Source organism: Sporosarcina sp. E16_8 (genome assembly GCF_017347095.1).
Classification (GTDB): domain Bacteria; phylum Bacillota; class Bacilli; order Bacillales_A; family Planococcaceae; genus Sporosarcina.
Window position 1 is genome coordinate 20694 of record NZ_JADPRZ010000005.1, and the last position, 24670, is coordinate 45363.

At 38.3% G+C, this 24670-nt stretch carries 28 protein-coding genes and 2 pseudogenes; 18 read left to right on the forward strand and 12 right to left on the reverse strand.

Annotated features, from left to right (window positions below):
- Positions 1–25 precede the first annotated feature (25 nt).
- From I2484_RS05990 to I2484_RS06000, 3 genes are all read left to right on the forward strand, one after another.
- Entirely contained in the window at positions 26–727 is a 702-nt protein-coding gene (locus I2484_RS05990; RefSeq protein WP_207150135.1) for a YwaF family protein, read from the forward strand.
- 116 nt (positions 728–843) lie between these two features.
- The gene (locus I2484_RS05995) at positions 844–1596 is read left to right on the forward strand and encodes an EcsC family protein (RefSeq protein WP_207150136.1); all 753 of its coding nucleotides are present in this window, start codon (positions 844–846) and stop codon (positions 1594–1596) included.
- A 6-nt stretch (positions 1597–1602) separates the two neighbouring features.
- On the forward strand, positions 1603–2403 hold the full coding sequence (locus I2484_RS06000) for a DUF4097 family beta strand repeat-containing protein (RefSeq protein ID WP_207150137.1): 801 nt from the start codon (positions 1603–1605) through the stop codon (positions 2401–2403).
- A gap of 14 nt (positions 2404–2417) precedes the next feature.
- Here the strand turns inward: I2484_RS06000 and I2484_RS06005 are convergent, their stop codons facing one another.
- Together I2484_RS06005 and I2484_RS06010 are read right to left on the reverse strand one after the other, a co-directional pair.
- Positions 2418–3032 (reverse strand): nucleotidyltransferase family protein, encoded by a 615-nt coding sequence (locus I2484_RS06005; RefSeq protein ID WP_207150138.1) that lies wholly within the window; start codon positions 3030–3032, stop codon positions 2418–2420.
- Positions 3032–4033 (reverse strand): XdhC family protein, encoded by a 1002-nt coding sequence (locus I2484_RS06010; RefSeq protein ID WP_207150139.1) that lies wholly within the window; start codon positions 4031–4033, stop codon positions 3032–3034. The genes I2484_RS06005 and I2484_RS06010 overlap by 1 nt, the downstream gene beginning before the upstream one ends.
- A 192-nt stretch (positions 4034–4225) precedes the next feature.
- Between I2484_RS06010 and I2484_RS06015 the strand changes: the two are divergent.
- The 3 genes and pseudogenes from I2484_RS06015 to I2484_RS06025 all read left to right on the forward strand — a co-directional run bounded on the left by I2484_RS06015 (position 4226) and on the right by I2484_RS06025 (position 6066).
- Positions 4226–5037 (forward strand): annotated as a pseudogene (locus I2484_RS06015) (YIEGIA family protein).
- 95 nt (positions 5038–5132) lie between these two features.
- Positions 5133–5324 carry a capping complex subunit for YIEGIA gene (locus I2484_RS06020; protein WP_207150140.1) on the forward strand — a complete coding sequence of 64 codons (192 nt, stop codon included), beginning with the start codon at positions 5133–5135 and terminating at the stop codon, positions 5322–5324.
- A gap of 484 nt (positions 5325–5808) precedes the next feature.
- Positions 5809–6066 (forward strand): hypothetical protein, encoded by a 258-nt coding sequence (locus tag I2484_RS06025; RefSeq protein WP_207150141.1) that lies wholly within the window; start codon positions 5809–5811, stop codon positions 6064–6066.
- A gap of 127 nt (positions 6067–6193) precedes the next feature.
- Here the strand turns inward: I2484_RS06025 and I2484_RS21380 are convergent, their stop codons facing one another.
- From I2484_RS21380 to I2484_RS21385, 4 genes are all read right to left on the reverse strand, one after another.
- On the reverse strand, positions 6194–6589 hold the full coding sequence (locus I2484_RS21380) for a YuzC family spore coat inner layer protein (RefSeq protein WP_255551148.1): 396 nt from the start codon (positions 6587–6589) through the stop codon (positions 6194–6196).
- Positions 6590–6707: 118 nt separating this feature from the next.
- Positions 6708–7979 carry a glycoside hydrolase family 18 protein gene (locus I2484_RS06035; RefSeq protein WP_207150142.1) on the reverse strand — a complete coding sequence of 424 codons (1272 nt, stop codon included), beginning with the start codon at positions 7977–7979 and terminating at the stop codon, positions 6708–6710.
- 277 nt (positions 7980–8256) lie between these two features.
- Complete coding sequence (locus I2484_RS21950; RefSeq protein ID WP_481886383.1) at positions 8257–8400, reverse strand: TOTE conflict system archaeo-eukaryotic primase domain-containing protein; 144 nt, start codon at positions 8398–8400, stop codon at positions 8257–8259.
- A 30-nt stretch (positions 8401–8430) separates the two neighbouring features.
- Positions 8431–8565 carry a hypothetical protein gene (locus I2484_RS21385; protein WP_255551149.1) on the reverse strand — a complete coding sequence of 45 codons (135 nt, stop codon included), beginning with the start codon at positions 8563–8565 and terminating at the stop codon, positions 8431–8433.
- 145 nt (positions 8566–8710) lie between these two features.
- Between I2484_RS21385 and I2484_RS06040 the strand changes: the two genes are divergently transcribed.
- From I2484_RS06040 to I2484_RS06045, 3 genes are all read left to right on the forward strand, one after another.
- The gene (locus I2484_RS06040; RefSeq protein ID WP_207150274.1) at positions 8711–9421 is read left to right on the forward strand and encodes an HAD family hydrolase; all 711 of its coding nucleotides are present in this window, start codon (positions 8711–8713) and stop codon (positions 9419–9421) included.
- Between the two features lie 539 nt (positions 9422–9960).
- Positions 9961–10047, forward strand: a complete 87-nt coding sequence (locus I2484_RS21955; protein WP_481886384.1) for a putative holin-like toxin — start codon at positions 9961–9963, stop codon at positions 10045–10047.
- Between the two features lie 286 nt (positions 10048–10333).
- The gene (locus I2484_RS06045; RefSeq protein ID WP_207150275.1) at positions 10334–10771 is read left to right on the forward strand and encodes a GNAT family N-acetyltransferase; all 438 of its coding nucleotides are present in this window, start codon (positions 10334–10336) and stop codon (positions 10769–10771) included.
- Positions 10772–11074: 303 nt separating this feature from the next.
- Here the strand turns inward: I2484_RS06045 and I2484_RS06050 are convergent, their stop codons facing one another.
- Positions 11075–11512, reverse strand: a complete 438-nt coding sequence (locus I2484_RS06050) for a hypothetical protein (RefSeq protein ID WP_207150143.1) — start codon at positions 11510–11512, stop codon at positions 11075–11077.
- A gap of 591 nt (positions 11513–12103) precedes the next feature.
- Between I2484_RS06050 and I2484_RS06055 the strand changes: the two genes are divergently transcribed.
- The 7 genes and pseudogenes from I2484_RS06055 to I2484_RS06080 all read left to right on the forward strand — a co-directional run bounded on the left by I2484_RS06055 (position 12104) and on the right by I2484_RS06080 (position 18588).
- Complete coding sequence (locus tag I2484_RS06055; protein ID WP_207150144.1) at positions 12104–13000, forward strand: aminoglycoside phosphotransferase family protein; 897 nt, start codon at positions 12104–12106, stop codon at positions 12998–13000.
- A gap of 197 nt (positions 13001–13197) precedes the next feature.
- Positions 13198–14238, forward strand: a complete 1041-nt coding sequence (gene fni, locus I2484_RS06060) for a type 2 isopentenyl-diphosphate Delta-isomerase (RefSeq protein ID WP_207150145.1) — start codon at positions 13198–13200, stop codon at positions 14236–14238.
- A gap of 176 nt (positions 14239–14414) precedes the next feature.
- The gene (locus I2484_RS06065; protein ID WP_207150146.1) at positions 14415–14858 is read left to right on the forward strand and encodes a protein kinase family protein; all 444 of its coding nucleotides are present in this window, start codon (positions 14415–14417) and stop codon (positions 14856–14858) included.
- Positions 14859–14902: 44 nt separating this feature from the next.
- Complete coding sequence (locus I2484_RS06070) at positions 14903–15607, forward strand: VOC family protein (RefSeq protein WP_207150147.1); 705 nt, start codon at positions 14903–14905, stop codon at positions 15605–15607.
- A gap of 65 nt (positions 15608–15672) precedes the next feature.
- Complete coding sequence (locus I2484_RS06075; protein ID WP_207150148.1) at positions 15673–16218, forward strand: hypothetical protein; 546 nt, start codon at positions 15673–15675, stop codon at positions 16216–16218.
- Between the two features lie 60 nt (positions 16219–16278).
- Positions 16279–16368: pseudogene (locus I2484_RS21395) on the forward strand (competence protein ComG); the annotation flags it as partial.
- A 1059-nt stretch (positions 16369–17427) separates the two neighbouring features.
- On the forward strand, positions 17428–18588 hold the full coding sequence (locus tag I2484_RS06080; protein WP_207150149.1) for an LAGLIDADG family homing endonuclease: 1161 nt from the start codon (positions 17428–17430) through the stop codon (positions 18586–18588).
- Between the two features lie 440 nt (positions 18589–19028).
- On the opposite strand, the gene I2484_RS06085 is transcribed toward I2484_RS06080, so the two are convergent.
- The 4 genes from I2484_RS06085 to I2484_RS06100 form a co-directional block, all read right to left on the reverse strand.
- Positions 19029–19238 carry a hypothetical protein gene (locus I2484_RS06085; protein ID WP_207150150.1) on the reverse strand — a complete coding sequence of 70 codons (210 nt, stop codon included), beginning with the start codon at positions 19236–19238 and terminating at the stop codon, positions 19029–19031.
- 248 nt (positions 19239–19486) lie between these two features.
- Positions 19487–20899: an MDR family MFS transporter gene (locus tag I2484_RS06090; protein ID WP_207150151.1), complete on the reverse strand. Its 1413-nt coding sequence runs from the start codon at positions 20897–20899 to the stop codon at positions 19487–19489.
- A gap of 169 nt (positions 20900–21068) precedes the next feature.
- Positions 21069–21263 carry a GNAT family N-acetyltransferase gene (locus I2484_RS06095; RefSeq protein WP_207150152.1) on the reverse strand — a complete coding sequence of 65 codons (195 nt, stop codon included), beginning with the start codon at positions 21261–21263 and terminating at the stop codon, positions 21069–21071.
- A complete protein-coding gene (locus tag I2484_RS06100) occupies positions 21247–22383 on the reverse strand; it encodes an MFS transporter (RefSeq protein WP_207150153.1) in 1137 nt (378 codons plus the stop codon). The genes I2484_RS06095 and I2484_RS06100 overlap by 17 nt, the downstream gene beginning before the upstream one ends.
- 189 nt (positions 22384–22572) lie before the next feature.
- On the opposite strand from I2484_RS06100, the gene I2484_RS06105 reads away from it, so the two are divergent.
- The gene (locus I2484_RS06105; RefSeq protein ID WP_207150154.1) at positions 22573–22749 is read left to right on the forward strand and encodes a Zn-dependent hydrolase; all 177 of its coding nucleotides are present in this window, start codon (positions 22573–22575) and stop codon (positions 22747–22749) included.
- The gene (locus I2484_RS06110; RefSeq protein WP_207150155.1) at positions 22733–23311 is read left to right on the forward strand and encodes a Fic/DOC family protein; all 579 of its coding nucleotides are present in this window, start codon (positions 22733–22735) and stop codon (positions 23309–23311) included. Before I2484_RS06105 ends, I2484_RS06110 begins: the two co-directional genes overlap by 17 nt.
- 68 nt (positions 23312–23379) lie before the next feature.
- Here I2484_RS06110 and I2484_RS06115 read toward each other — a convergent pair whose 3' ends face one another.
- A complete protein-coding gene (locus I2484_RS06115; protein WP_207150156.1) occupies positions 23380–24600 on the reverse strand; it encodes an MFS transporter in 1221 nt (406 codons plus the stop codon).
- Positions 24601–24670 lie beyond the last annotated feature (70 nt).

The following is a 24670-nucleotide window of genomic DNA, read 5'->3' on the forward strand; positions in this document are numbered from 1 at the left end:
GGATTTACAGAAATGGGGTACAAGGATGGCGGACTATAGTGAACCTTCCTTCTTACTATTTTCAATGGAGCATATGGCGGCAATAGGCATATTGTGCCTGTCGATTTTTTTGTTGTTTATTTCAAGAAAGCGATGGTCGGTGTTACCGAAGCATGAGCGTCTTTTTGCGTTATCCTTATTGATAATGGAAGTTATTTATCATGTTTGGATGATAGTAACTGGGAGATGGGGACTGAGCGATTCGTTGCCGCTAGAATTATGCAGCATTAGTTTACTTGTCGCGATTGTTCTATTATGGACAGGGAATAGGCATTTGTATGATTTCATCTTTTTTGCAGGTATCGGAGGGGCACTTCAAGCAATGGCAACTCCTGTTTTAGAAGTTGGATTCCCGCATTTCAGGTATTTTCACTTTTTTTATACGCATATTGGAATTATAATAACGGCTCTTTATTTTACGTGGATGAAAGGATACAGGCCCACTTTTAAAGGTGTTCTCAAAACAATGATTATTTTAAACTTGTTGTTGCCACTTATATTTGCAATTAATGTGTTATTCCAAGGTAATTATATGTTCTTAAGGGAAAAACCATTCAATGGAAGTTTGCTTGACTACTTAGGGCCTTATCCGTGGTACATGTTATCGCTCGAAGGAGTAGCAATTTCAATATTCCTCTGTTTGTGGCTGCTATTTAGAAAGTGGCATTTTCCTGTTTGGTCACGTTAACTACATCTTAAGACTGAGATAAAATCACTTCTCAGGTCCATTTGAATGAAATCCCTTTCGATTATACTAAAGTGTAAGCGGTGAATTGATTGCAACGGAGAGTAGGGCACAGAAATATGGTTGATTATTCGATGAGAGTACAAGAGGAGTTGCATTTTTGGAAGCGGAAGATGACAAAGCGATCTGGCCTTATAAGCCGAACGTCAAAAAAGGCACAAATGAAAGTGAATGGTTTTATTCCGGAAAAGTTTCATAAGGTGATGACAGAGAGCATAAAAAACATGGTGAAAGCCACTTTGGTCGGCTCAAATATCACGACGAAAAAAGGTCAATCAACCGCGCAAAGTTTATATGAGCGAGATGAGTTATTTAAGGAAAAGCTTTCTTCATTCCGCAAAACGGCTGTTATTGAAGGCGCTGGAACTGGAGCGGGAGGTATTATGTTGGGCCTGGTCGACTTTCCGCTATTATTATCCATTAAAATGAAGTTTCTGTTTGAGGCCGCAGCGGTTTATGGATTTGATACGAATGAATACGAAGAGCTATTGTTCATTTTACATGTATTCCAGCTTGCTTTTTCAAGTGAGGAAACAAGGAAAGAGACATTATCTATCATTGAGAATTGGGATGAGGAGAAACTGATGATTGCTGATATGGATTGGAGGGACTTTCAGCAAGAATACCGGGATTACATTGATTTGGTGAAAATGTTTCAATTAATTCCTGGGTTTGGTGCGATTGTCGGCGCGTTTGCCAACTATAATCTACTCGATCAACTCGGAGAAGTAGCGATGAATTCATATCGACTACGTATAATGCAAAGAACTTCGGATACACAAAAACTTAAAATCATAAATAAGGGGGTTTGAAACGAAATGATTTTTAGAAATAAAGTGTTCATTATCGTCGCATTGGTATTGCTTGTTGTTGGTGGAATTACATTGATGTTCAATTCCGGAAATCACTTTGAAAATAACGCCAAGAAAAAAATGATTGATGATCAATCATTTACTAATATTGAAATTTTGACAACAAATGCAGCGGTGGAAATCGTGCCAACCAAAGATGCGGTAACGACAGTGTCGTATTCAGGTAAGACAAAGAGAAGGTCGAAATTCATTTTCACGGCTGTTGTAAAAGAAAATACACTATCCGTTCAGTTCAAAGAAAAGCGGCGAAGTTTCATTAATTTTGGTTTTTCCTCATTAGACTTAAAGCTAATCGTGAAAGTACCTGAAAAACAGTATGATCGAATCCAAGCGGAAAGCGATAACGGACGAATCAAAGTGGAGAATATTCAAACGAAAGAGTTGGCACTGGAGACAGACAATGGCGCGATTGAGTTAAAAACGATTGATGCTACAGCTGTCAATGTTAAAACAGATAACGGAGCAATTATACTGGATCATGTAGATGGTACGATTATTGGTAGAACAGATAACGGAAGAATATCCCTTGTAACAAACAATTTAGATCGACCGATTGAATTAACGACAGATAACGGTAAAATCGAGATTCAAACTGACAAAGAACCGACGAATGCTACAATTGACGTGAAAACGGACAACGGACGAATCGATGTTTTTGGATATGAAAACAAACATACGAAGTTCGGCAACGGTGAGTATTTGATTAAATTAAGAACAGATAATGGGAGAATAACGATAACGAAATGATAGGAGACATTCTATCATTTCGTTTTTTCTATTAATTGGAGTGCTTCGTAATCAGCCTCCGTGTCGACATCGAATACTAGCCTCTTATCAGCACAGGGCATCAGCTTTCCCTTTTGATGAAAATCGCCTTGTAAGATTGCTTTAGCTCCTTTGTCTCCACGTAACTCCAACAGTTCGGTGTACATGGAAGACGAAAAAAGGACAGGTGGCATGATTGTCTGTTCATATGTGGTAGCGACAAACCTGCACATCTGGTTGATCTTCGTGCACGCAATCATTTCTTCGAGCATTTGGACGGTGATGAAAGGTTGATCCGCCAATACGACGATGACGGCATCCATGCGATCCGTTTGTGCCTGTTGAATGCCGTAGCGCAATGATTCAGATTGGCCATTATGAGCAGTTGGACATTTTATGAATGAGCATCTCGCATCTAGCTTCATTTCAGCGGGAAGCCAATCTGCATCGTCCTTATCCTTTGTAATGATATAGACCTTATCGAGCGATGAATTCAAAGCTGTTTCAAGCGCCAAGCTACCTACTGTCATGCTTCCAACAGGCAGTGCTAATTTATTACTCCCCATACGGCTGCTGTTTCCGGCGGCAAGATAAATACCAGCGATTTTCATTAATTTTTCCCTCGTCTCACTGCGATTAGTTCTGCTACAATACTAACAGCGATTTCCTCAGGTCCATCTGCACCAATAGAAAGCCCTACAGGTGAATGAATCCAATTGGGGATTTCTCCACCAAGTAAGCGTTTAGTTCTTTTTTTTGACCCTAAAATACCAAGGTACAATAATTGATGGTCGCGGATTGTATGCATTAGTTTCGCATCAAACTGGAAATCATGCGTCATAATGACGACTGAGTCGAGTGGACTTAATGAGATATTGGCGATTAGTTTCTCTGTGTCGCCAATCTGAATAGATGCTACAGTAGGGAAATGAATTTCATTACAAAGCGCACTTCTCCAATCGAACAGATGGACCGCGTATCCAACGTTGCAAGCAAGTTGTGCGAGCGGTCGTGCATCAACGCCCGCACCGATTATATAAAGGGCAGGTTGTGGCCATATAAGTTGGAAATAAACGATTTCATCTTCGTCGCCCTTACTTGTTTGTCCTACACTATTTTGAAACGGAGTGAAGGCATTTAGTTCGAAGGGTATTTCACCTTGCCAGTTGTCAAAACAATCTTTGCTTTCGTTTAAAAATGCATAGTTATTAAAATTAGTTATTGATTGGATAAGTAAAACAGGCTCCTTGGCCAACAACCGTTTGTGCATTAAGGTTAGATAGTGTCGGAAAACTTTATCGATATCGCGCATAAAGACTGAAACAACTCCATTGCATCCCGCACCACGTCCCCAGCCAAGGTCATCTTCAGCACTTAAATCATAGTGAACAATTCCCACTTTTCCTGTATTGAACAATTCTATAGCACGACTATGTAAATCACTTTCAAGACAACCGCCACTGATGATACCTGTATGTGCACCATCCTCTTGAAAGAGCATCCAAGTACCTTCTTTCCGGTAAGCTGAGCCTTCCACCTGAACAATCATCGCTAGTACAACGGGTTGGGCATCACTCAATACAGTTTCAATCATTTGTTGAATCGATTGCAAATCCTCACCTCAATTCTTTCCACCCACTTTCGCCATCAAGCTAACCTTCTATTCATTCTCTAATATCGTTACCACATTATAATCCGTCGTTGTTTTGGTTAGAATACGAGAGATATATATAACTTTTCGGAAGTGTGGTATTTGAATAACTATTTACTTCCGGTCGTAGTCGGAATTGTCTTTGGCTTTGTGGTGCGGACACTCTTGTTACGTACTGATTTCCGGCAATACCCAACGTATCCGACAGGGCGAATCATTCACCTATCCTTCGGCTTCATCGCGGCTTTCATTGGCGCGGTGGCGATTCCTGCGTTGTTGGAATCTGATTGGACTGCCGTGACATTCCTTGGTCTCGCTGCCACTCAGTTTCGCGAAGTCCGGAAAATGGAAAGAGAGTCACTCCAAAATATCGATAAGTTCGAACTTGTAGAGCGTGGAACGCCATATATTGAGGGGATGGCACAAGCGTTTGAAAGTCGGAATTATTTAGTGATGTTCACGGCACTTATCACGACGTTGTGTGCTGTATATTCCTTTTGGCTAGGAATTATTGGTGGGATTGTCATGCTAGTCATTGTGAAGTTCAATATGTCTGGAAAATCGCTGATGTGACAGAAGCGGAGATTTGTATCGAAGGGCCGACGCTTTTTGTAGGGGATATCCTCATTAAAAACGTGGGACTAGAGGATACGAGAAAAATCATTACCGAAAAGGGAGTTGGCGCAATTGTCACCCCAAAAAATCAAAATAGCATTGTCACTTTGTCCTCCCTTGGGCAGCGACAAGCAATGTTACACCATGTAGCCACTGTACTTGGAAGTTATTTGGATTCCGGTGAACCGGCGTTGGTTCCACTAACAAAAAGAGATATGGCAGACGGTCGAATTGCACTGTTCTTTTTGCCACGTGAAAAAGATTTCCATCAAATCAAAGCGGTGTTGGATAAAGTCCCTATACTAGATAGCGCAATTCAAATGCCTGAAGTAGCGGATAAAGGAAAATAGTGGAACGATGGTAAATAGCGCGCCATCGTGTCGCAATGCCTTCATGACCCGAGCGTGTGGCCGCTGGAGTCTGGACAGGTAAGGAGTTGAGTAGATTGGAAAATCAGCACGCAAAGATTGTCGCTATCATAACGACGAAGCCAGAAACAATACAAGGTGGCGGCGCACCTGTCTTCATTGTGAAAGATAATAAGGAATTACAGAAAGTCAGCATGACACTTGAGCAGGTTATGGATGCTTCACCGCATGAAATTGACACGGATACATTCATTATCTTTTCACGTTAAATACTGTTCGGGAGGCGATTGTATATGATTAATAAAATATGGACAACGGTTGGAAAACCCGAACAATGAATTGCTGCGGTAGAAAAATTGACAGGGAAAGTCAGATATGTTGGGGATTATTCGGTGCCAGGACTAATGCACGCGAAACTTGTGAAAAGCACATAAGTTCACGCTATGATTAAATACATTGACACGGCTGAGGCTTGGAAAATGCCTGGTGTACGTGCAATTGTTACAGGTGAAATGTTTCCATTCATATTGGTCCCATTTTAAATAGTTAAACATTGATTCAATTCAGTTACGAATTATCAATGGCATAAAACCGGGTAACACCACGCCAACCCAAACCAAACCGTATTGACAGCTAACAATATCAGTGATGTGGAGAAATTTGTGAATCGAGCAAAAGAACTTATCCAGTGTGATGAAGACCAAAAAATTGATAGCGGTAAAAACAAAGTGCGAGCGAAGGGCACCTATGTAGATGCACGGGGTATCAGGATATCAAAAACTTGCATATAATTTACCCGCTGGACCGCCTGTTGAAGTTGTTGCTGTACTTGTTGTAACGATTGTAGGTCTACCATGGAAGCCATTTGCTGAAGTAGTTGTACAGCCTGTTGCATGGCTTGTAGTGCTGGTTCTTTTTGGTGTTGAATTATTGCTCCATTTAAAAGAAATCCGCAATTTATTATTTTGTAGGATGGTGTTGAATCGCCTTAATCAGGAATTGCAGGCGTAGCATCGATTTGCCAAAATGACATAAAAATAACCCATCCCCGAGTTAACCACTTTTAGGGAATGGGTATTCAATCTTATAACTAATTCCGTAAGAATTTAGTCCGAAATACGTAAAACATACTTAAACCTTACCACTTTAATGTCATTAGTAAATGACAACAATCACCTGCACTTTCATCGTTGTTTAATTCAATACGAATTCCAGTTGGGCTAAAATATGTTTTAATTTTTAATGTGATGCCTGTTGATACAATTAAATCCTCTACCTTTTTTGTATTTGATAGTTGTGCTGCTTCCATTAACTCATGTGCGAATTCTTTAGAGTTAACGATCTTTCCTGCTAACAAATCCGCCTGTTTCAATAGTTCTTGAAATCTTTGTGCCGAAGTATTCAACACTTGTGTATTTATAGATGGAAAAGGACTTGGTGGTTTTAAAACGGTCTGTGGATGTAATTGCTCGTTGAACAACCGCCGTGGATCAGAATAAGGATAAGTCCAGTGTGGATAAGGGTTATAGTGCATGAGAATGCCTCCATTCCAAGTATCGGGTATCCTATTCTATGTTCAGTGACTCTGTGCGGTTAGGGTAATTGGAAGAATCGATAATGAAATTGGAAGAGGTAATAAATCTAGTGCATTTCTAGATTCTTTTCCGGATTGTAAAGTTATCTTCCAGTAACAACCAGTTCTGTGGGAATGGATAACCAAGTACCCAGTAACTGATTCCTCGTAAATGATAATCTTTTACCATATCAAACTTTGCCTGTGCACTACGGGCATCTTCAAACCAGACTTCATGGTTACGCCCCTGTTCATCCGTGTATCGATAGAATGGAGACTGAGCAATAGGGTCATATTGAATGGCCGCCCCATACTGAATAGCGCGGCGGATTGCCTCCTGCTGGCTGAATGTTTCCGCCTCTTGTCCTTGCACGTGGGGTAGCAACCAGTCGCGCGCGTAGATTTGAAAACCAAACAGGATTTTGTTTCTTGGGATAACGGTGACAGCGTAATCTAGCACTTTTTTTATTTCATTTAGCGGAGAAATTGCCTGCGGAGGACCTAATCGATAACCCCATTCATAGGTCATCAATACCACGAAATCAACGATTCTTCCGTGTGCTGCGTAATCATGTGCTTCGTATAATAACCCTTTTTGGTCACCGCTGATTTTCGGGGCAAGAGCTGATGAGACGGAATAACCTTCCGGATGCAAGCGGTCCACTGCACGTTGTAAAAATTGGTTATAGTTTTCACGGTCGGCCGGAAACACATTTTCAAAGTCGATATTTAATCCTTGATAGCCTTTTTCTTTCATGACTTTTAAAATATTGGTCAGTAACACATCTTGGATATCAGTACTTGCAAGGATTGTATGTGCAAGACTAGATCCGGCAGCCGTGGCACTGAAATTTGTAATGGCCATCACAGGAACAATTCTTTCGGCGGCAGCAGATTGAAGCATGGCGGTATCGTCAAGTGAAGTTAGTCCACCGTCTTCACGTATTGAATAGACAAAAGGCATCCAATAGGTTAAATATTGGCCCACTTCTTGAATTTCTCGAGCCCCTGTTTCCCCTGTATTGATTGTGTAGGCATTCACATCAATAACTGGTTTATGGGCGGGGATGGTTAAAATAGTTCCGGATAAAATCATATTAGGATCTTGAATTTGATTTGACTCACTAATTTCTTTGATAGTTGTACCATAACGATGTGCAATTTCTGTTAAATTTTCACCAGGTTGTACCCTATGTGTCTTTGGGGGTGTTGGAACGACTAGAGCCAACCCACTTACTAGTTTACTTGGACTTACCAACTTGTTAGCAGTCACAATTTGGGTTACAGTGACGCCGTAGCGTTGTGCAATCAACCATAATGTTTCACCTGGATGTACGACATGAATTTGCATATAGGTCTCTCCTCGTATATTCATCTCTTATATGATATTCAAAAGGGAGTGAGGATAGTATTGATAATATGATTACCTCTCAGGTTATACAAAAAGACCAATCTTCGACAAATTAAAATATGTCGAAGATTGGTCTTTTGTATATAAGCGAAAAAGTATATGCGACAAAAATGAAGTTCGATAAAATTCCATCAGAAAGCACTCCAATCTAAAATAGCCTCATCAACTGTTGTATTCCCCATAGAATCGAATCCTTTTAGGCGTTTTTCATGCATTTTCATTCTATTTCCGGTTTTTTGCATATAGTTGGCTTCCATTCATTTGAACATGCAGGCACATAACCGGATCTACCGCATCTAGATTCCCATCGTTTCGCATACAGGTCTAATCTACCTTTGAATAAATTCCGAAACAGATTAATTTTATCAAGCGGTTCTGATTTATTTGTAACCTATTTATGTATATCAAGGACATTTTCGTTTATTGGTTTACCAGGTAATTGTTGCTGAATGAGTTGCTTTAGATACTCATTCTCTTTGCGTAATTGATCACATTCAGCTAACGCTTTTTGTAATTGAAGGTCCATAGTGAACACCCTCTTATTTAATTTATTAATCCATTAATAAATCTACTTTACATTCTAAACACTGAATCTTCAAGTATTGTATAATTAGATTGATGAATGTAACCAAAATTTATGTAACAAACTATAAGGGAGTTGAGGAGTGAAAATGATTAAAGCGGTACTATTTGACTTGGATGGGACTTTGTTAAATCGAGATGCATCTGTAGAAAGGTTCATTAATTCACAGTACGAACGTTTACATGAATGGGTAGGACATATCCGAAAAGAGAAGTATATTTCAAGGTTTATTGAGTTAGATTGCCGAGGATACGTTTGGAAAGATAAAGTTTATCAACGAATGGTTGCAGAATTTAATATAACGGGGCTGACCTGGGAACAATTACTTCAGGATTATGTGAATCATTTTAAAGAGCATTGCGTTCCATTTCCTAACCTTCATAAAATGTTGACAACACTCGTAAATCAAACAATTATCCTAGGGATTATTAGTAATGGGAAAGAGCAGTTTCAGATGGAGAATATAATAACGCTTGGTATTAAAGACTACTTTGAAACGATTTTAATATCTGAAACGGAAGGTATTAAAAAACCGGATTCTCGAATATTCGAGAAGGCGTTAGAGCAACTTAATGTATCCGCAAATGAATGCCTTTTTGTCGGGGATCATCCAGTAAATGATGTGAAAGCATCTCAAAATGTAGGGATGTTTGCTGCTTGGAAAAAGGATTCCCAGTGGAAAGATGTAGATACAGATTTCATCGTGCATGATTTAATGGAAATACCTATAGCCGTAGAAAGCGTCAATAAAAAAGGAAGTGATTTGGCTATTACCGGAATCCCTAATCGTAACAGCTAATAGCCAAAAAAGTTTTTCATAAATAATTTATTGAAATACCCATATGATTTCCCCAGACCATCATTAGATAAAGAGAAAGATGAATTTTTACTCTGGGGGTGGATGGTCATGGCGAAAAGAAACCGAGGAAAAGCATTGAAAAAGCTCCCTTCAAAAGGAAGAGGAGACTGTCCGATGTGTAATCGAAGTAGAATTAAGTTATTGTACGTTCATAGAAATGAAGCTAAAGAAATTATTAAAGTGTGTAAAAACTGCAGAGATAGATAATTTTACTAGGATCGTAGAATACTTTATTATTTTGATTTAAGGCATCTTTCGAGATGTCTTTTTTTTCACATAAAGGTGATGATAGGGATGCACATGGTTTACACAGGAGTAGTGAAAATCAGATTTGGATGGTAGTTTTCATCATAATTCCGAATAACTATTTGCTCAATAATAAGGTTTGAAGGAACGTATGTATGGTATAATAGTTTAGTAATAGAATAGGTGACTCAAGGGTGGTTGGCTCATTCCCATTTTGAAGGGGGGTGGCGCTAATGACAGTATTCGAAGGATTAATGCTAACATTTACATTTGGAGCATTAATTATTGCGATACTATCATTTAACCAAAAACAAAAATAACCCATCCTTGAGTTAACGGCTCAATTAGGATGGATTATTTCATACCTGATGCTAATCCCCTTGTAGGGAACCTGCTTATTACATTGACCGTTTGGTGTTAACGCACCAAGCGGTATTTTTTATTATATTCTAATCTTATTCTCATTATACGTTCGAAGGCTTCATCTATCAAGTGTTTCATTCGGGTAAGCTTTTGTATATGGGTAATTTTGAAAAAGTTCGGAAAACAATTTAATTAAATTGTGATGAAAGCGTATGGTATATTGATGGGAAAGGGGTTGCAATGATGAATGAATTAACGATTAGAGAGCTTCAATCACGTGACGAAATTGTTGAAGCGTACCCGATTATGAAGCAGTTGCGAACACATCTGGATGAAGTTACATACTTGGAATTAGTCTGTGAGGCACAAGAGAAAGATCGTTACCAACTGTTCGCATTACAAAGTGATGGAGAAATCGTTGCGGTAATTGGTTTTAAGCCAATGATCACACTTTATTATGGCAGATTCATTTGGATTTGTGATTTGGTGACGGATACCACGAAACGGTCTAGCGGGTATGGGAAGAAGCTACTTACCTATGTCCATAAATGGGCAAAAGACAACGGCTATGAAAGTGTTGCGCTGTCATCAGGCTTGCAACGAACAGACGCACATCGATTTTATGAAGAGAAAATGAAGTACGACAAAGTGAGTTATGTATTTAAAAAATCGTTAGGATAGATATTAGACTCAAGGATGGTCGGCTCACTAAAGGAAGGCAGTAGGTTATACACTTCCGAAAATAGCCAATCACATGCAAATCTATATCTTTACAACATTTTACTGAAGACATACAATCGTGAACATATTAGGAAGCCAAGGCTTTAATCACCTACAAGATATCGTTGATAGTGACGAAATCTTCTTTCGTGAGTCTATGAAGGGAAATGAAATCACGCCATCCAACTGTTGATGTTGAGACAATAAGAAGTGCATTGAAAAGACCCTATTTAGGGGGCAATTTGATTTTTATAAATCAGTTGTCTATCTTCTGATAAATTTTTGGAAAATACCTATCAAAAATCTTGCGAATGGTGTGGTAAGTGGAAGTAAAATAAATGCATAAATTGTACCCCAAATCAATGTGCCTTCAACGTTTATCGTTTTCATGCCACCTCTAACGATAGTTTCGGCAAAAATCGCGCCTATCGTCCCACTATATAGAGTTACAAGAAATGCACTTAAAAGACTTATGAGCCAAAGTTTTTTGTTGGAGACTTCGTTTCTATTGTGAAAATATCCCCCTAATACTGCAAAGGTAATTGCAAAAGGAATTATTACTGAGAAATACAACCAATTTTCACCCCAATATAGAGTTATTCCACCAGCCAATGTTTGTCCTATAAGCATAAATAACAATGCAGTAATGAATGAAAATAAAGTACCGAAAATAAGACCTTTTAACCAAGAAATATTTTTCATAATCTAATCACCACCTAATACACATTTTGAGATATATGGACTAAATAATTTGTATCGTTACGTTACTATTCTACCATAAAATAGTAACACTCCAACTTTCGCCACGTCACTTGTGAGCGGTGATTAGAATACTTACTTTATTCACAAAGTGTCAAACTAATTTCAAACGATTTACGGATTAACTGATAGGATAGAAATCAAGATTGAGGAAGCATGTGGTGAACTATGGAAAATGAAAAGTGGTGGATTAAAAGAATAAAGAGGAACGGCAGCGACACAGCGGCAAATGAACTTGTTGCGAAATACTATAAGGAATTATACATCTATATTTACAAGTAAACGCTCAATACGGAGTTATCGCTTGATCTCACGCAGGAACTATTTATTAGTGTACTGAAGACGATTCATAATTAAGACAGTAAGAAGGCGGCATTCCTGACTTGGTTGTACAAGCATAAATTCGTAGAAATATAGTAATCTAAAGGTCAAATGAGGGTGATGGGTTTTAAAAGTTGAATCCTTGCACGTGAGTGGTTAATGAAGAGTGTAAATGAGCACATTGTTTCCTATTCGGCTAAAGGGGTGAAGCAGATGGATGTTCCTAAAATACCTTTTTTAACAAACTGTTTGTCTTATCGGTTAATCAACGAAGGTTTTTCAACTGATGTGAAATGGTGTGTCGATGAGAAGTATTTAGTACGCATTTCTCCAACTACGGACGTTAGCCAGTTAGAAAAGCAGGCACTGTTAACAAATGCGGTTCATGCAATTGAACCTCGTATTCCGTACGTGCACGAAGTAGGATTACATAAGGGTCATGCATACATGATTTTAGATTACATTGTTGGAGAAAACGGAGAGGCAATGTTGCCAACCCGCAGTTATGCGGTTCAGTATCGAATCGGTCAACAGGTCGGACAAACTCTTCGAAATATGCATAGCATTCAAGCTCCCACTGATTGTCCAACCTGGGAAGAACGCTGGACGAGGCGTGTAGAACTACTTTCTCCGCGGTATGAAGAAATTGCTGCTAAAAACGGTAGGTATCTTCGGGTTTTAGGCTTTGTACAGGAACATTTGCATTTGTTTAAGGGTCGTCCTAGTCACGTTCAACATTATGATTTTCATCCGGGGAACATCTTGATTCAAGATGATCAGTTCACGGGTTTGATTGATATGCAAAAGATTACGTATGGGGATCCGGTAAATGAGTTTTACAAAATGGAATATTTTAATGTACCCGTGAGTATAGCCTATTCGCGTGGTGTAGTAGATGGTTATCATAATAACCAGCCCATTCCAAGTACTTTCTGGGCATTACACAGACTGTATGCTGCTATCCATATCCTCTCTGCTGAAGTATGGGCAAATGAAATTAGCCTAGATCAACAACAGAAATTCAAAAAATATACAGTGTTTACGATGGATCAATTTGATGATTTCAAGTTACTCATTCCGAAATGGTACACGGAAGATACGGGAGACTAATCTTTTTATTTAATGGTTGAAGTTTAACAATGTGTATACGGTTATGGTGATGAATGGACATTTGTAGTAGAGGTAAGTAATTACTTAGTCTTTTCGTGAAAGAAACTAAGGTGAAAGAACCGCTACAGCACGGCGGCTTCTATTAAAGTGATTAATGAGTTATCATTAATCACAACAGGAAAGGCGAGTGTTTCTAAATGACTGGAGCAATTAACCAAAGAAAATCAGAGCATATTCAAATCACTTTGAATGAGCACGTAACAGGTGACACGATTACAACCGGCTTCGAAAAGGTTAAATTCATCCATAATGCGTTGCCTGAAATCAATTTCAATGATATATCAATTGATACTACATTTTTAGGACATGATTGCAAAACACCCTTTTTAATCAGTTCCATGACAGGAGGGGCGGTTTTTGCAGAAACAATTAATCGGAATCTTGCCGAAGCTGCGGAAGAAAGAGGCTGGGGATTAGCTTTGGGTTCGACGCGCGCACTGATTGAAAGTGCGGAACATAGGTCCTCTTTTCAAGTTAGAAAATATGCTCCTAGCATCCCTATAATCGCTAATTTAGGGGCGGTTCAGCTTAACTATGGCTTTGGCGTAGATGAATGTCTCCGAATTATTGATATAACTGAGGCAAATGCTCTCGTTCTTCATTTGAACAGTATTCAGGAAGTGATCCAACCAGAGGGTAACACGGATTTTAAAGATTTATTGGAGAAAATAGAACGACTTTGTAGTAAGTTGGAAGTGCCAGTTGGTGTTAAGGAAGTCGGATGGGGAATCGATGGGGCCACCGCTAAGCGATTATGCGATGTAGGCATATCCTTTATCGACGTAGCGGGGGCAGGCGGCACATCATGGAGTCAGGTCGAAAAGTTCCGTTCAACGTCTGCGGTGAAGAGAAAAGCCGCTGAAGCGTTTAGTGATTGGGGTATCCCAACAGTTGAATGCATTACTTCAGTAAGGGGTAAAATTGGTAAGCAACCGATAATCGCAAGTGGCGGAATGCATACTGGCCTAGATGGAGCAAAAGCGATTGCGCTTGGTGCAGATATAGTCGGGTTCGGCAGGTCAATTTTGAAGGAGGCTACGCTGTCTACAGAGGATGTCCTGGAAGTGATGGAAACAAGGGAATTGGAACTTCGCATGGCTATGTTCGGCATTGGAGCGGCTTCATTGAAAGAGTTGAAAGAGACGGATCGGGTCAGTTACCAGACTTACGTACGTTAAAGCATTTAAATGCCCTTAACTTAATCCAACTAATGAATTAGAGTCGTCTTTACATGATGTAAAGACGACTTTTTTCATTGTTTGAAAATGAAACTTTATTCATATGCGAAACGTAAATGAAGTTGGAATAGTGTTAGGGGGATGAATGATGCTTCGTAAATTGGCGTGATTTCAATATGTGTAGTTTGGAATCAGCTCGTGTAAATATAGGGGATTTATTACCACATGAGGATTACTACAAAGTGAAATCAATCGTCGAGCGGATTGCTAGTGATGAACAACAAGAATTGAAGTTTTTACTTCACGGGGATACCGGGGTTCATAATTTTGTGTTTCAGCATAATAGATTAACTGGAATTATAGATCCTTCACCTATAGCAGGACCTATAATATATGACTTTACGTATGCATTTTGTTCATCACCAGATGATTTGGATGTAGAGACATTACTTTCAGTATTTTCCTTGCTCAAACAGGTACCTATTGGAAAAGTGAGACTTATAGAAGAAGTTATTTTCCAATTATATACGCGAATAGGGGTTTGTGTTAAAGTCCATCCACATGATTTGGAGGACTACCTTAAAGCATGGGATTATTGGAGACGCCTAATGCCTTCTTGAGATAGCATGTGTCTAATTCATTTTAGAGGAGGTTTTGAGATCCATTGGAAATTAAACAAGTTATTTTACACACAAAAAATGTACTACAAATGAAAAAGTTCTATATTGATATTTTGGGATTCTCTTTACTAAGAGAGGATAACATTAGTTTTCGAATTGCGACTGGTAGTAGTGAGTTAGAGTTTGTAGAACATGAAGCAGTAGATCATCCCTTTTATCATTTCGCCTTTAACATTCCAGCCAACAAATTTAAAGAAGCAAAATTATGGACAAAAGAAAGAATTAACCTAGCTGTTGAAGATAATGAAGATGAAGTTTATTTTGAAAACCTAGATGCTCATGCTCTTTATTTCTATGACCCTGCTGGCAATATCGTAGAGTTTATTGCCAGACATTCGGTATCAGAAGAAAGCTCAAAAACTTTTTCTATTAATAGTATTCTTAACATCGGTGAAATGAGTTTAACCGTGAATGACTCGATAGATGCAAGCAATCAGCTAAATGAAATTGGTGTACACGAGCGTGACAATGAAGAAATAAATAGGGATTGGCTAAATTTTATGGGTGAAAGAGAGAAAGGAATATTTTTATTATTAAATCAACCCGGTAGAAAATGGCTGTTCTCGGATAAAAAATCTATGATCTTCCCTCTTAAGATAATATTATCAAACGATCATATTATTATCATTAATTCGGGTAATGAATTAGAGATTTATCCGAATGGGGATTTAGACGGTAAGAGATTATAGGCGTAATCTGGAGTGGTTGAATGTTATTTAGTGAACGGTGATTGAAAAAGGAGAGGTGCTCTTTGTTGAAGAACAAATTTCTCGTGATTCCATTGCTATTTGCCGTTACGTTGGGTGTAATCCTTAGTGTGAAAACTTTTCCGAAACAATATACGGTTAATTTAGAAGGGGTAAAGTATCAGCTGGGGACCGAAAATAATCACTTCACGGAGCCTATCACTATACGTATTGATGGGAAGCTACAGCAGAGTCTCACAGGTTCCAAAACCTTCAAAGGAACCATTGATATAGATGACGAGAAGATACCGGTACCAGAAGATCAAAGAGGGTTAGAAATTATGTTTCAAGATAACGGTGGAGGACCCATCGTATATAGTTATTTCGAAAATGGACGTCCAGGCACATATGGTTATGGGGTACTTTATACGAACAGCAACTTTAGTGAAGTTACCATCGCCACATTTCAAAAGGATGAGACGGACCTATCTAATCGTGGTTGGACATCTGAAAATGGTCAAATGATAACCGCACCTGCTGCTAATAGGACCGAAGCATTGAAGATTTCAAACGAATTGATGAAAGATTATTTAAAAGGTAATTCTTTAAAATGATACTTCTAATATAGAAGGCGGCTGTTTTGAATATAGACGTTCATACCTATCATCATTGAAATGATGATTGTTCTATTAATTATTTCGGTTTTCATTCTCATTGCAATCCCGAATGTCACGAAGCATTCGAAGTCAATTAATGAAAAGGGGGTAATTACTGATGTCGATAGTGAGGGAAATATCGCCTTATTGTCAATTGCTTAGGTCAAATCGTCAACTGCATATAAAAATAAATAAGGCCCATTGCTAATAAAATAGCCATGGACCTTATTTTCATAAAAAGGGTTTCCAATCACTTGAAAACCGCATACATTTTTCTCTTCACAATCTTGATGTTTGGGTTAGCATGGTCAATTAATCCAACGCCTTAATTGGCAAACAGATAACAAGGTGGAAAATATAAACACAATCAAAAGTGACCTAACGGCGGTAGAAAAACAACTTACTTTCAATCGGATTGAAAGTAAGTTAATTGATGAGGAAACGTTAATTTTGAAGGTTTTAACTTATAAGGGGATCGAACAACGGAAAATCTTCCTCGCAGACTGGCGTACAAGCCCTTACAAGCGGGAAACCTTCAAAAAGGCGATATAATATGCCTATGACTTAGAATTGAACGTTCTACAGCTCGTAGGTGTGCAAATTCATGATAAGGCGGCGGCGAAGGCCAAAGCGAAAGCCGTCAATAATAACGAAGTAGTATTACCCAATAAGGGGGTGGTGCTTTTTTGCGTGATTTATAATGAAATATATCCTTATAGCAATCCTACTGCAGGAGGAAATTTTAGTTTGTACGATTATTCATAGTTGATAAACCAAGAGTAACGTGATTTTAGTGGTTGGATAAATTGGATTATGTAAATATAAGTGCCGAAATCACGAGTGTTGAACATATGTTCTTATTGGTAGGAATAGAATGGAGAGGTGAGAAACAATGTTCAAAATATATTTCGGAAAAAAAACGATATTTTAAACAAAATCACGCTACATTGTCCAAGTAAAAAAGTTAATTTAGATTCTTTTGTTTAAAAAATCACAATTTGGGTATATATAGCCGGGTTAGAACATTAGTTCTGAACCCTGTAAATGAGCATATTTTGTTACGGGTTTGGAATCAATAAACACATACAATTGAATTTAATCAACGGAAAATCGTTCAAATATAAGAAGGGGCTCAACTATCAAGCCAATAGAAGGGAAGTGAAGGCTATGCCGAGAAATCCAGGTATGACAGACGAAGTCATTATTAAATTATACAAAAGTGGCCTGTCTTTTAAAGAAATGGGACCAATCGTCGGGCTGTCTGATCGCGCAATTCGGGGTGTGATGTATAAGCATGGCATATTAATGAATCGAGAACAATACTCTGGTCAACCTCGAAAGCACAAAGTGAATGAAGACTACTTTAAAGTGTGGACACATGAAATGGCTTGGGTGTTAGGTTTTTTTGTGACAGATGGACATGTGAATAAACAACTCCATAGCATCTATTTCTCCCAAAAAGATGAACGTATTCTTAAGCTGATTGCGAAATATATGGAGGCAGACTATGTGCTTGCAGCCACAGGACCAACAAAAACTACACCGACTATAATCATTAATTCTAAGGAGATTAAAAAGGATCTTGAAGTGCTGGGGATTATTGCTAATAAATCATTAACAGTTCCTTTTCCCAATGTTCCAGAAGAATATTTAGCGTCGTTTGTAAGAGGTGTTATTGATGGGGATGGCTCCGTAGGGAAGGAAGGTTATACAATGCATGTTACATCAGGCAGCCTGAATTTTGCAGAAGGTCTATTATCCGTATTCCGTTCATGGCGATTGAAATCTGACATTACATCCCTAGTAGGACAAACCGGTAATACTATTTACCGCGTATGGATAAGGGGAAAACTCGAACTACTGAAACTTGCTGCCCTTGTATATAAAGATGCAAATTCTGATGATTTTCTAATATATAAAAGAGTATACATGACACAGCATTCAGTTGACCCTTATTATATCCAGGATCAAAGAGTCTTGCCAATGTGGCAATTGGTAGATGGAAAATTAGTTCATACACCTATCAGTTCAAGAATATCGTTCCGAACAAATATCAGCAAAAAAGTTTTAGGAAAGCTGAAAATGATGGCTAAAGAAACGGATACTCATGTGAATTATTTGCTTGAAAATGGTTTGAAAAGTGTTTTAGCGCAGGAAGAGATTTCATTTCATAAAGGGAAGAGACCAACAGATCGAATTCAATACAATACGACGTATGATAATGATTTGTTAGCTGATGTAAAAGAGTTTGCAAAAAAGAATAAGCTATTCATTAATGATTTGATTGAGTACAGTGTACAATTTATTGATAGTGAAAACAGCTACTAAAAGGGACCTGATTAATATCAAAGCAGGTCCCTTTTAGTTTAAAAAATATTTAGGTTGACATAATATATATTATCGGCAGTTGTGTTTCATTAGATAAGTATACTTGAAACAGTGAGATAAAGTCGGAATATGTACAATGCCAAGATAATCTAAAATAATTAGACTTTCTTAGCTTATTAACCTGCACATAATCCTATGGATCCATTTGTGGTCACTTATTTCTTCCAACATCTAAAAACAGTTACTAATCCTTTTAACTTTCAATCGTTTTCATCTACTTAAAATAAGACTATTGTAAATAACGTTGATGAAAAGTAACAAAAAAATCACCGATTCTAAAACTAGCCCTACCAAGTAAGCCACTTATACTTCCATAATAAAAAAAACGAAGTGTCAGCTTCTCTATTAAAGAAATCGGCACTTCGTTTTATTCACTATACTTATCGTGCCTCTTTTGGTGGTTGGCACACGTCACATTTACGTTGGTTATTAGTATTAAATTTCGTAAATGTCTTTTCAAAGTTGCTACCACAAGCACATTTAAATAGTAACTTTTGAGAAAAACCATTATATTCCGTCGTTAACAACTTACTTTCTGAGTTCTTCTCAACAAATTCTTTAATTTTATCGATCGTCCATCGTTTACTCATTCTCTTACACCTCCATATTTTATCGCTATGCGGAGGGTTTTCTTCGCATACGTTCAATTATAGGCAAAAAGTAGTTATTATCCTAAGTTACTCATTATAACATGAGCTGGTACTCAATTAAACAGGTGGAAGGTATCTTATTTATACAGATTGGTAAGGGTTTGAAGTTATCGCTACCTATTCTCACCTAAGGTACGACTTTCACCAACTTAAAAGTCATTCATCACTTTTAAGTTGGTTTATTGAGCTCATTTCCCTTGTCTTACATTACGTAATAATAGTGATAACGCAAAACCGATGATCGCGATGATTAACCCGAATGTTATCGAGTTTTGAACACCTTGAATCGAGCCTTCTAACTGTGCTACTACTGTATTGCCATTTATATTCACATAATTCGCCGTACTAATCGACATAATTGTAATCGCGACTGCTGTACCAATTGCACCGGCCACCTGCTGCAATGTATTCATGATAGCTGTGCCATCCGGATACAACTGTCTAGGAAGCTGATTGAGCCCATTTGTTTGTGCAGGCATCATCGTCAATGTAATACCGATAAACATAATAATATGAAATGCAATGATAAAGTAGATAGATGTTGTACCGTCAATTGTACGTAGAGCAAACAGCGCAACAATGCTCATAAATAGCCCTCCGGGTACCATCACACGTGGCCCGAAGCGATCAAACATATTTCCTGCCAAAACGGAAACAAAGGCATTAATAACGCCACCTGGCAATAATGCAACACCAGCAATGACGGGTGTTAACAGTAAAATGTTTTGTAAATAAATCGGTAGTAATACCATCGTCGATAAAATCATCATCATACAAATCATAATGATGGTGACGCCCATGCTGAACATGCGGTATTTAAATACGCGTAAATTCAGCATCGGTTGTTCCATCTTCGTTTGTCGGAATCCAAATAGTACTAAGGAAAGTAAACCGATACCAATCGATACGAGTACTTCTGTGGACATAAATGTACCCAGTTTTCCTGAAATACTAAAGCCGTAAACGATACCACCAAAACCAATTGACGAAAGAATTATCGACAAGATATCGAATTTCACAATATTTACTTCGCCCACGTTTTGGATAAATCGTAAACCAAACAACAGGGAAAATACTAAAAACGGTAGGCTCAACCAGAAAATAAAGTGCCATGATAACTGATCAATGACTAAACCAGCAATTGTTGGCCCAATTGCTGGCGCAAAAATGATAACAAGCCCAATCTTCCCCATCGCGGCACCACGTTTGTTAATTGGATAGACGAGCAAAACGACCTGCATCATCACCGGTAAAATAATGGCCGTACCAGCTGCTTGAATAATTCGTCCCAGCAATAAAATGATAAACGTTGGTGAAACGGCTGCAATGATCGTTCCTACAATAGAGAATACTAACGATGCTACAAACAACTGTCTAGTCGTAAAACGTTGCATTAAAAAGGCTGATATGGGCACTAACACACCCAGTGTCAGTAAATAGCCAGTTGTTAACCATTGAATGGTTGGTGCATCTGAGTTGAAATCAGAAATTAATTGCACAAAAGCCATATTCAAAGCCGTTTCATTAAATAGGCCGATAAACGTTGCAATTAAAAAAGCACTGATTATTTTAATTCGCTGTTCATATAAATCATTTTTCATCTTGTTCCTCCCTAAAAAAAATCACTTCCTCACTTTATCACAAAATGCTATAAGGAAACAGTTGATAGCTTGAATGAGCCAACTATCTATCCAGTTGTTTCTCAATCGCCATAATAGCGACACCATGCAATATACATTCTATTGGTATCTCCTCTATTCAACTAATTAATCAGCTGAACTTCATAACAAAACCTGTGCTTTTAGCAGTAAAGCCATTTTTCAAATAAAATGCGTGAGCATCTACCCACTCTGCTCTATTGCCGCTATTTAAAGTGATTGCAAATCCACCTTGGTCAATAATGATTTCTTTTGCTCTTGCGATGAACTGTTTACCAATACCATTTCTTCTATAGCGTTGATTCACTACTAAGCATACAACACTTCCGTAACAACCACTCTGACATCAGTCCTAGTATAAAGGTGAATACAATCTGTAATAAGCTTTGAAACATCGACGCTAAACTACCAAAACGTCCCATGATTGCTGTCGGGACATTTTTCTGGTAAAAAGTATCATAGCCTGCATTACTAAATGCCATAAAGAATCCTAAAAAGAAAAAGGCTGCTGTTGCCGTCAAAAAATCAACTGCACTGTAGAATAACAAATAACCTACTGCTATTAAGACCATCCCAACACCTAAATATAGTTGTAATGAGAAGCGCTTTGCAAAGGCTGCTGAAGCCGCTGCACCAATTAATGCACCTACACCTGCAATACTGACGATGAGCCCATACATTTGATCAGACAGTGCTAAATCTACCTTGATAAATGTGACCTCTTGGGAATCCAAAGCGAAAGCAATCATAAGCCCGGTCTGGAACAGCAAATAAATTTTAATAAAGTAACGATCCTGCTGAATAAACTTTTTTACAACCTGCCAATCAGCAGCGAGCATACTCACTGTAATCGGCTCTCGTTGATTTAAGTGTTCATCTTCTACGTCGGGCAACCTTGCTATACAAAACGCACAGAAAAAGAAAGTAATCGCGTTTAAAATCACACACCACATCGTACCAAATAAGGAAATGAGTACACCGGCTAATGCTGGTCCGATTAAAAATGAACCTGAATTCATCATACTCATGATCGAGTTAAAGCTTCTCCGATCGGTTTCAGTAACAAATTTTGTAATATAAAAGGTCGAGCTTGGACCAAAAAATGCCCCTGCAATGTTGGCCGCGAATAGAATACCATAAATAATCCATAGCGAATCCAAAAATGGAACAAGTAAAATATGCGAACCCCTTAGGATATCTGCTATGACCATCAATTTCCGTTTATTTACACGATCAATGATGGAGCCTGCCCAGAAATTTGTCAGCATTCGTGCAATTGGCCCAACAATGTAAATCCCCGCGACTGCAGCAGCTGAACCAGTCATATCAAGTACTAAAATATTTAACGCAATTAAATAAACCCAGTTTCCAAAAAATGAAACGCCTATACCACCTAACAGAAGTGAGTACTTCTTAAAAATTCTCATTGAAATCCCCCGCATTCTTCGATGCCCTAAACTTCTAATTTAAGCTTATCAAATTTTGAGGTTAGGAATATTTAGTTTTGGGGCAATAATGTGGATATTGTGGGGTGGAAAGTGGAAATTCACTTGATTAGGTGGAAAAATTCTGCTATACAGCTTATAATTAAAGAGTATAGAAAGGAGTCGTTTAGTGTGAAAGAAATTAAATTAAATTCTCCTGAGTTTAACCGCGTATTGAAAAATATGCAGCTTGAAAACTTACATTTAAGTCATTCGCTGCAACAAAAAGCTCTTGAAATTGTCAATTCGGGTATTCCAGTAACGCCGGCTTTGATTAAGGAAGCTTTGGCAAATGGCGAAATACAATGAATTTGAAAATGACGATTATCTTTTAACGACAAATTTGTTAGGTGTGACAAATTTTGCTGAGCTTGAGCAGGCTGAGGCGTTTACTTTCTCGATTCGTGCAACTCAAATTGAACAAGGTGCATACAACATTATGGCTTTTTCGCTCAGCAATTTTGTCGGACTTCACCACCATCTATTTCAAGACATCTACTCGTTTGCAGGACAATTCCGAGATGTGCAATTGATGAAAGGTAATACTCGCTTTTGCCAAGTACAATTCATGGATGCATACGCGTGTAATTTATTCACTCAATTACACAATGAACCTAAATGGGATACTCATGAGTATGCAGTTAAAAGATTGGCTTATTTCAAATCAGAGCTGAATATGCTGCATCCATTTCGTGAAGGCAATGGTCGAACAATTCGTATTTTCCTACAAGCCTTTGCAAAGTCAAAAAGATTTTTATGGACATACGACAAAATCGATCGTGACGAATACATGCAAGCTATGATACGTGCAGTAACAAGTGAAGATTTCCTTGAAAAGTTATTGCTAGATACATTAAAATCCATAGATTAAATGCCGACGAACTTCCGACTTGGAAAGTTCGTTTTTTTTACATTATGTATAGAAAAAACCGCAAAAAGTCAGATGCTTTCTGCGGAGGATTGTTTGGGTTGTTCTAATATGATATTTCTTTTTTTCATCTGAACAAAGAAAATGGCTGTCATGCTTAAACTGATCAATCCGAAAATGATAACCATCGATTGCAATCCGATAATATCGAGAAATGCACCCGCTGTCAGTAAAACGACCTGGAACATGACTCGTTCTAGCATATTGCGGAACGAGAAAAATCGGCCATGGTACTCTTTCGGCATCTGTTTCTGAAAAATGACCATCGCTGTTGGAAAAAAACAACCTAACGCGAATCCGAGAACGGTAAAGGCACTTAATGTTATAACTGTACTATCTGCAAAAAAGAGCATGAATTCTGCCACTGCTACCATTGTTGCAAAGGAAAATAAAATAGTCGTCGTGCGCCATTTCTTAGAAATATACTTCACGGCAAATGTTCCGACCATGAATGCTACCCCTTCAAATGTATAAATAAGTCCTTTAATTGATGCAGAATCTTGGATTTCACTAATATTAATGACAATTAAGTTGAATGATCCGATGAAAAGCAATGGAATAAGTGTCATAATGAGAGTCATGCCGACTGCTGGATATGCTTTCAGCACAGGAAACACTTCCATGAACCCACCCTTGTTGCCTACAGATTTCACTTTGGCCTCTCTTCCCTCTCCCTCATCGATGCGCAACATCATTGTGAATAGTAGTAGTGCACCGTAAGCAATCATTGATATCCAGTAGAGCGAAATAAGCGACCAGTAGACGAGCATAATACCCGCTAAAGCCGTACCAAGCACACGTGAAATCGTTGCAACGTTCATATGCCACCCGTTCATCGTCAACAAATCATCATCTTTAACGACAAGCGGAATAGTAGCCTGCAGTGCAGGGAAGTAAAATGTTGCAGAGAGTTGAATGCTAACCATGAATGCAACCATCCACCAAATAGATCCCGTTGAAATTGCAATTAGCATAAAGATAACACTGAGCATACGCCCTGCCCCTGATATAAGTAGTACTGTTTTTTTCCTTGACTGATCAATGATTTTCCCAGCTAATGGCCCCGCAAAGATTCCTGCAAGAAGCCCTGCTGACATTATTAATGCTTTAACGAAATCTGATGGGATCTTTTCTTGCATAAACTCAAGATTTCCGATTATTCCAGTCCATAATCCTAAGCCGGCAATCATTTCGCCAGCTAAAATGATCCAAATATTCCTGTTTTTCCACATACAATATCCCCGTTCTATTAGTAATAATTTCTCGAATAGTCCACACTTGTACAGGATCGTCTATTTTAGA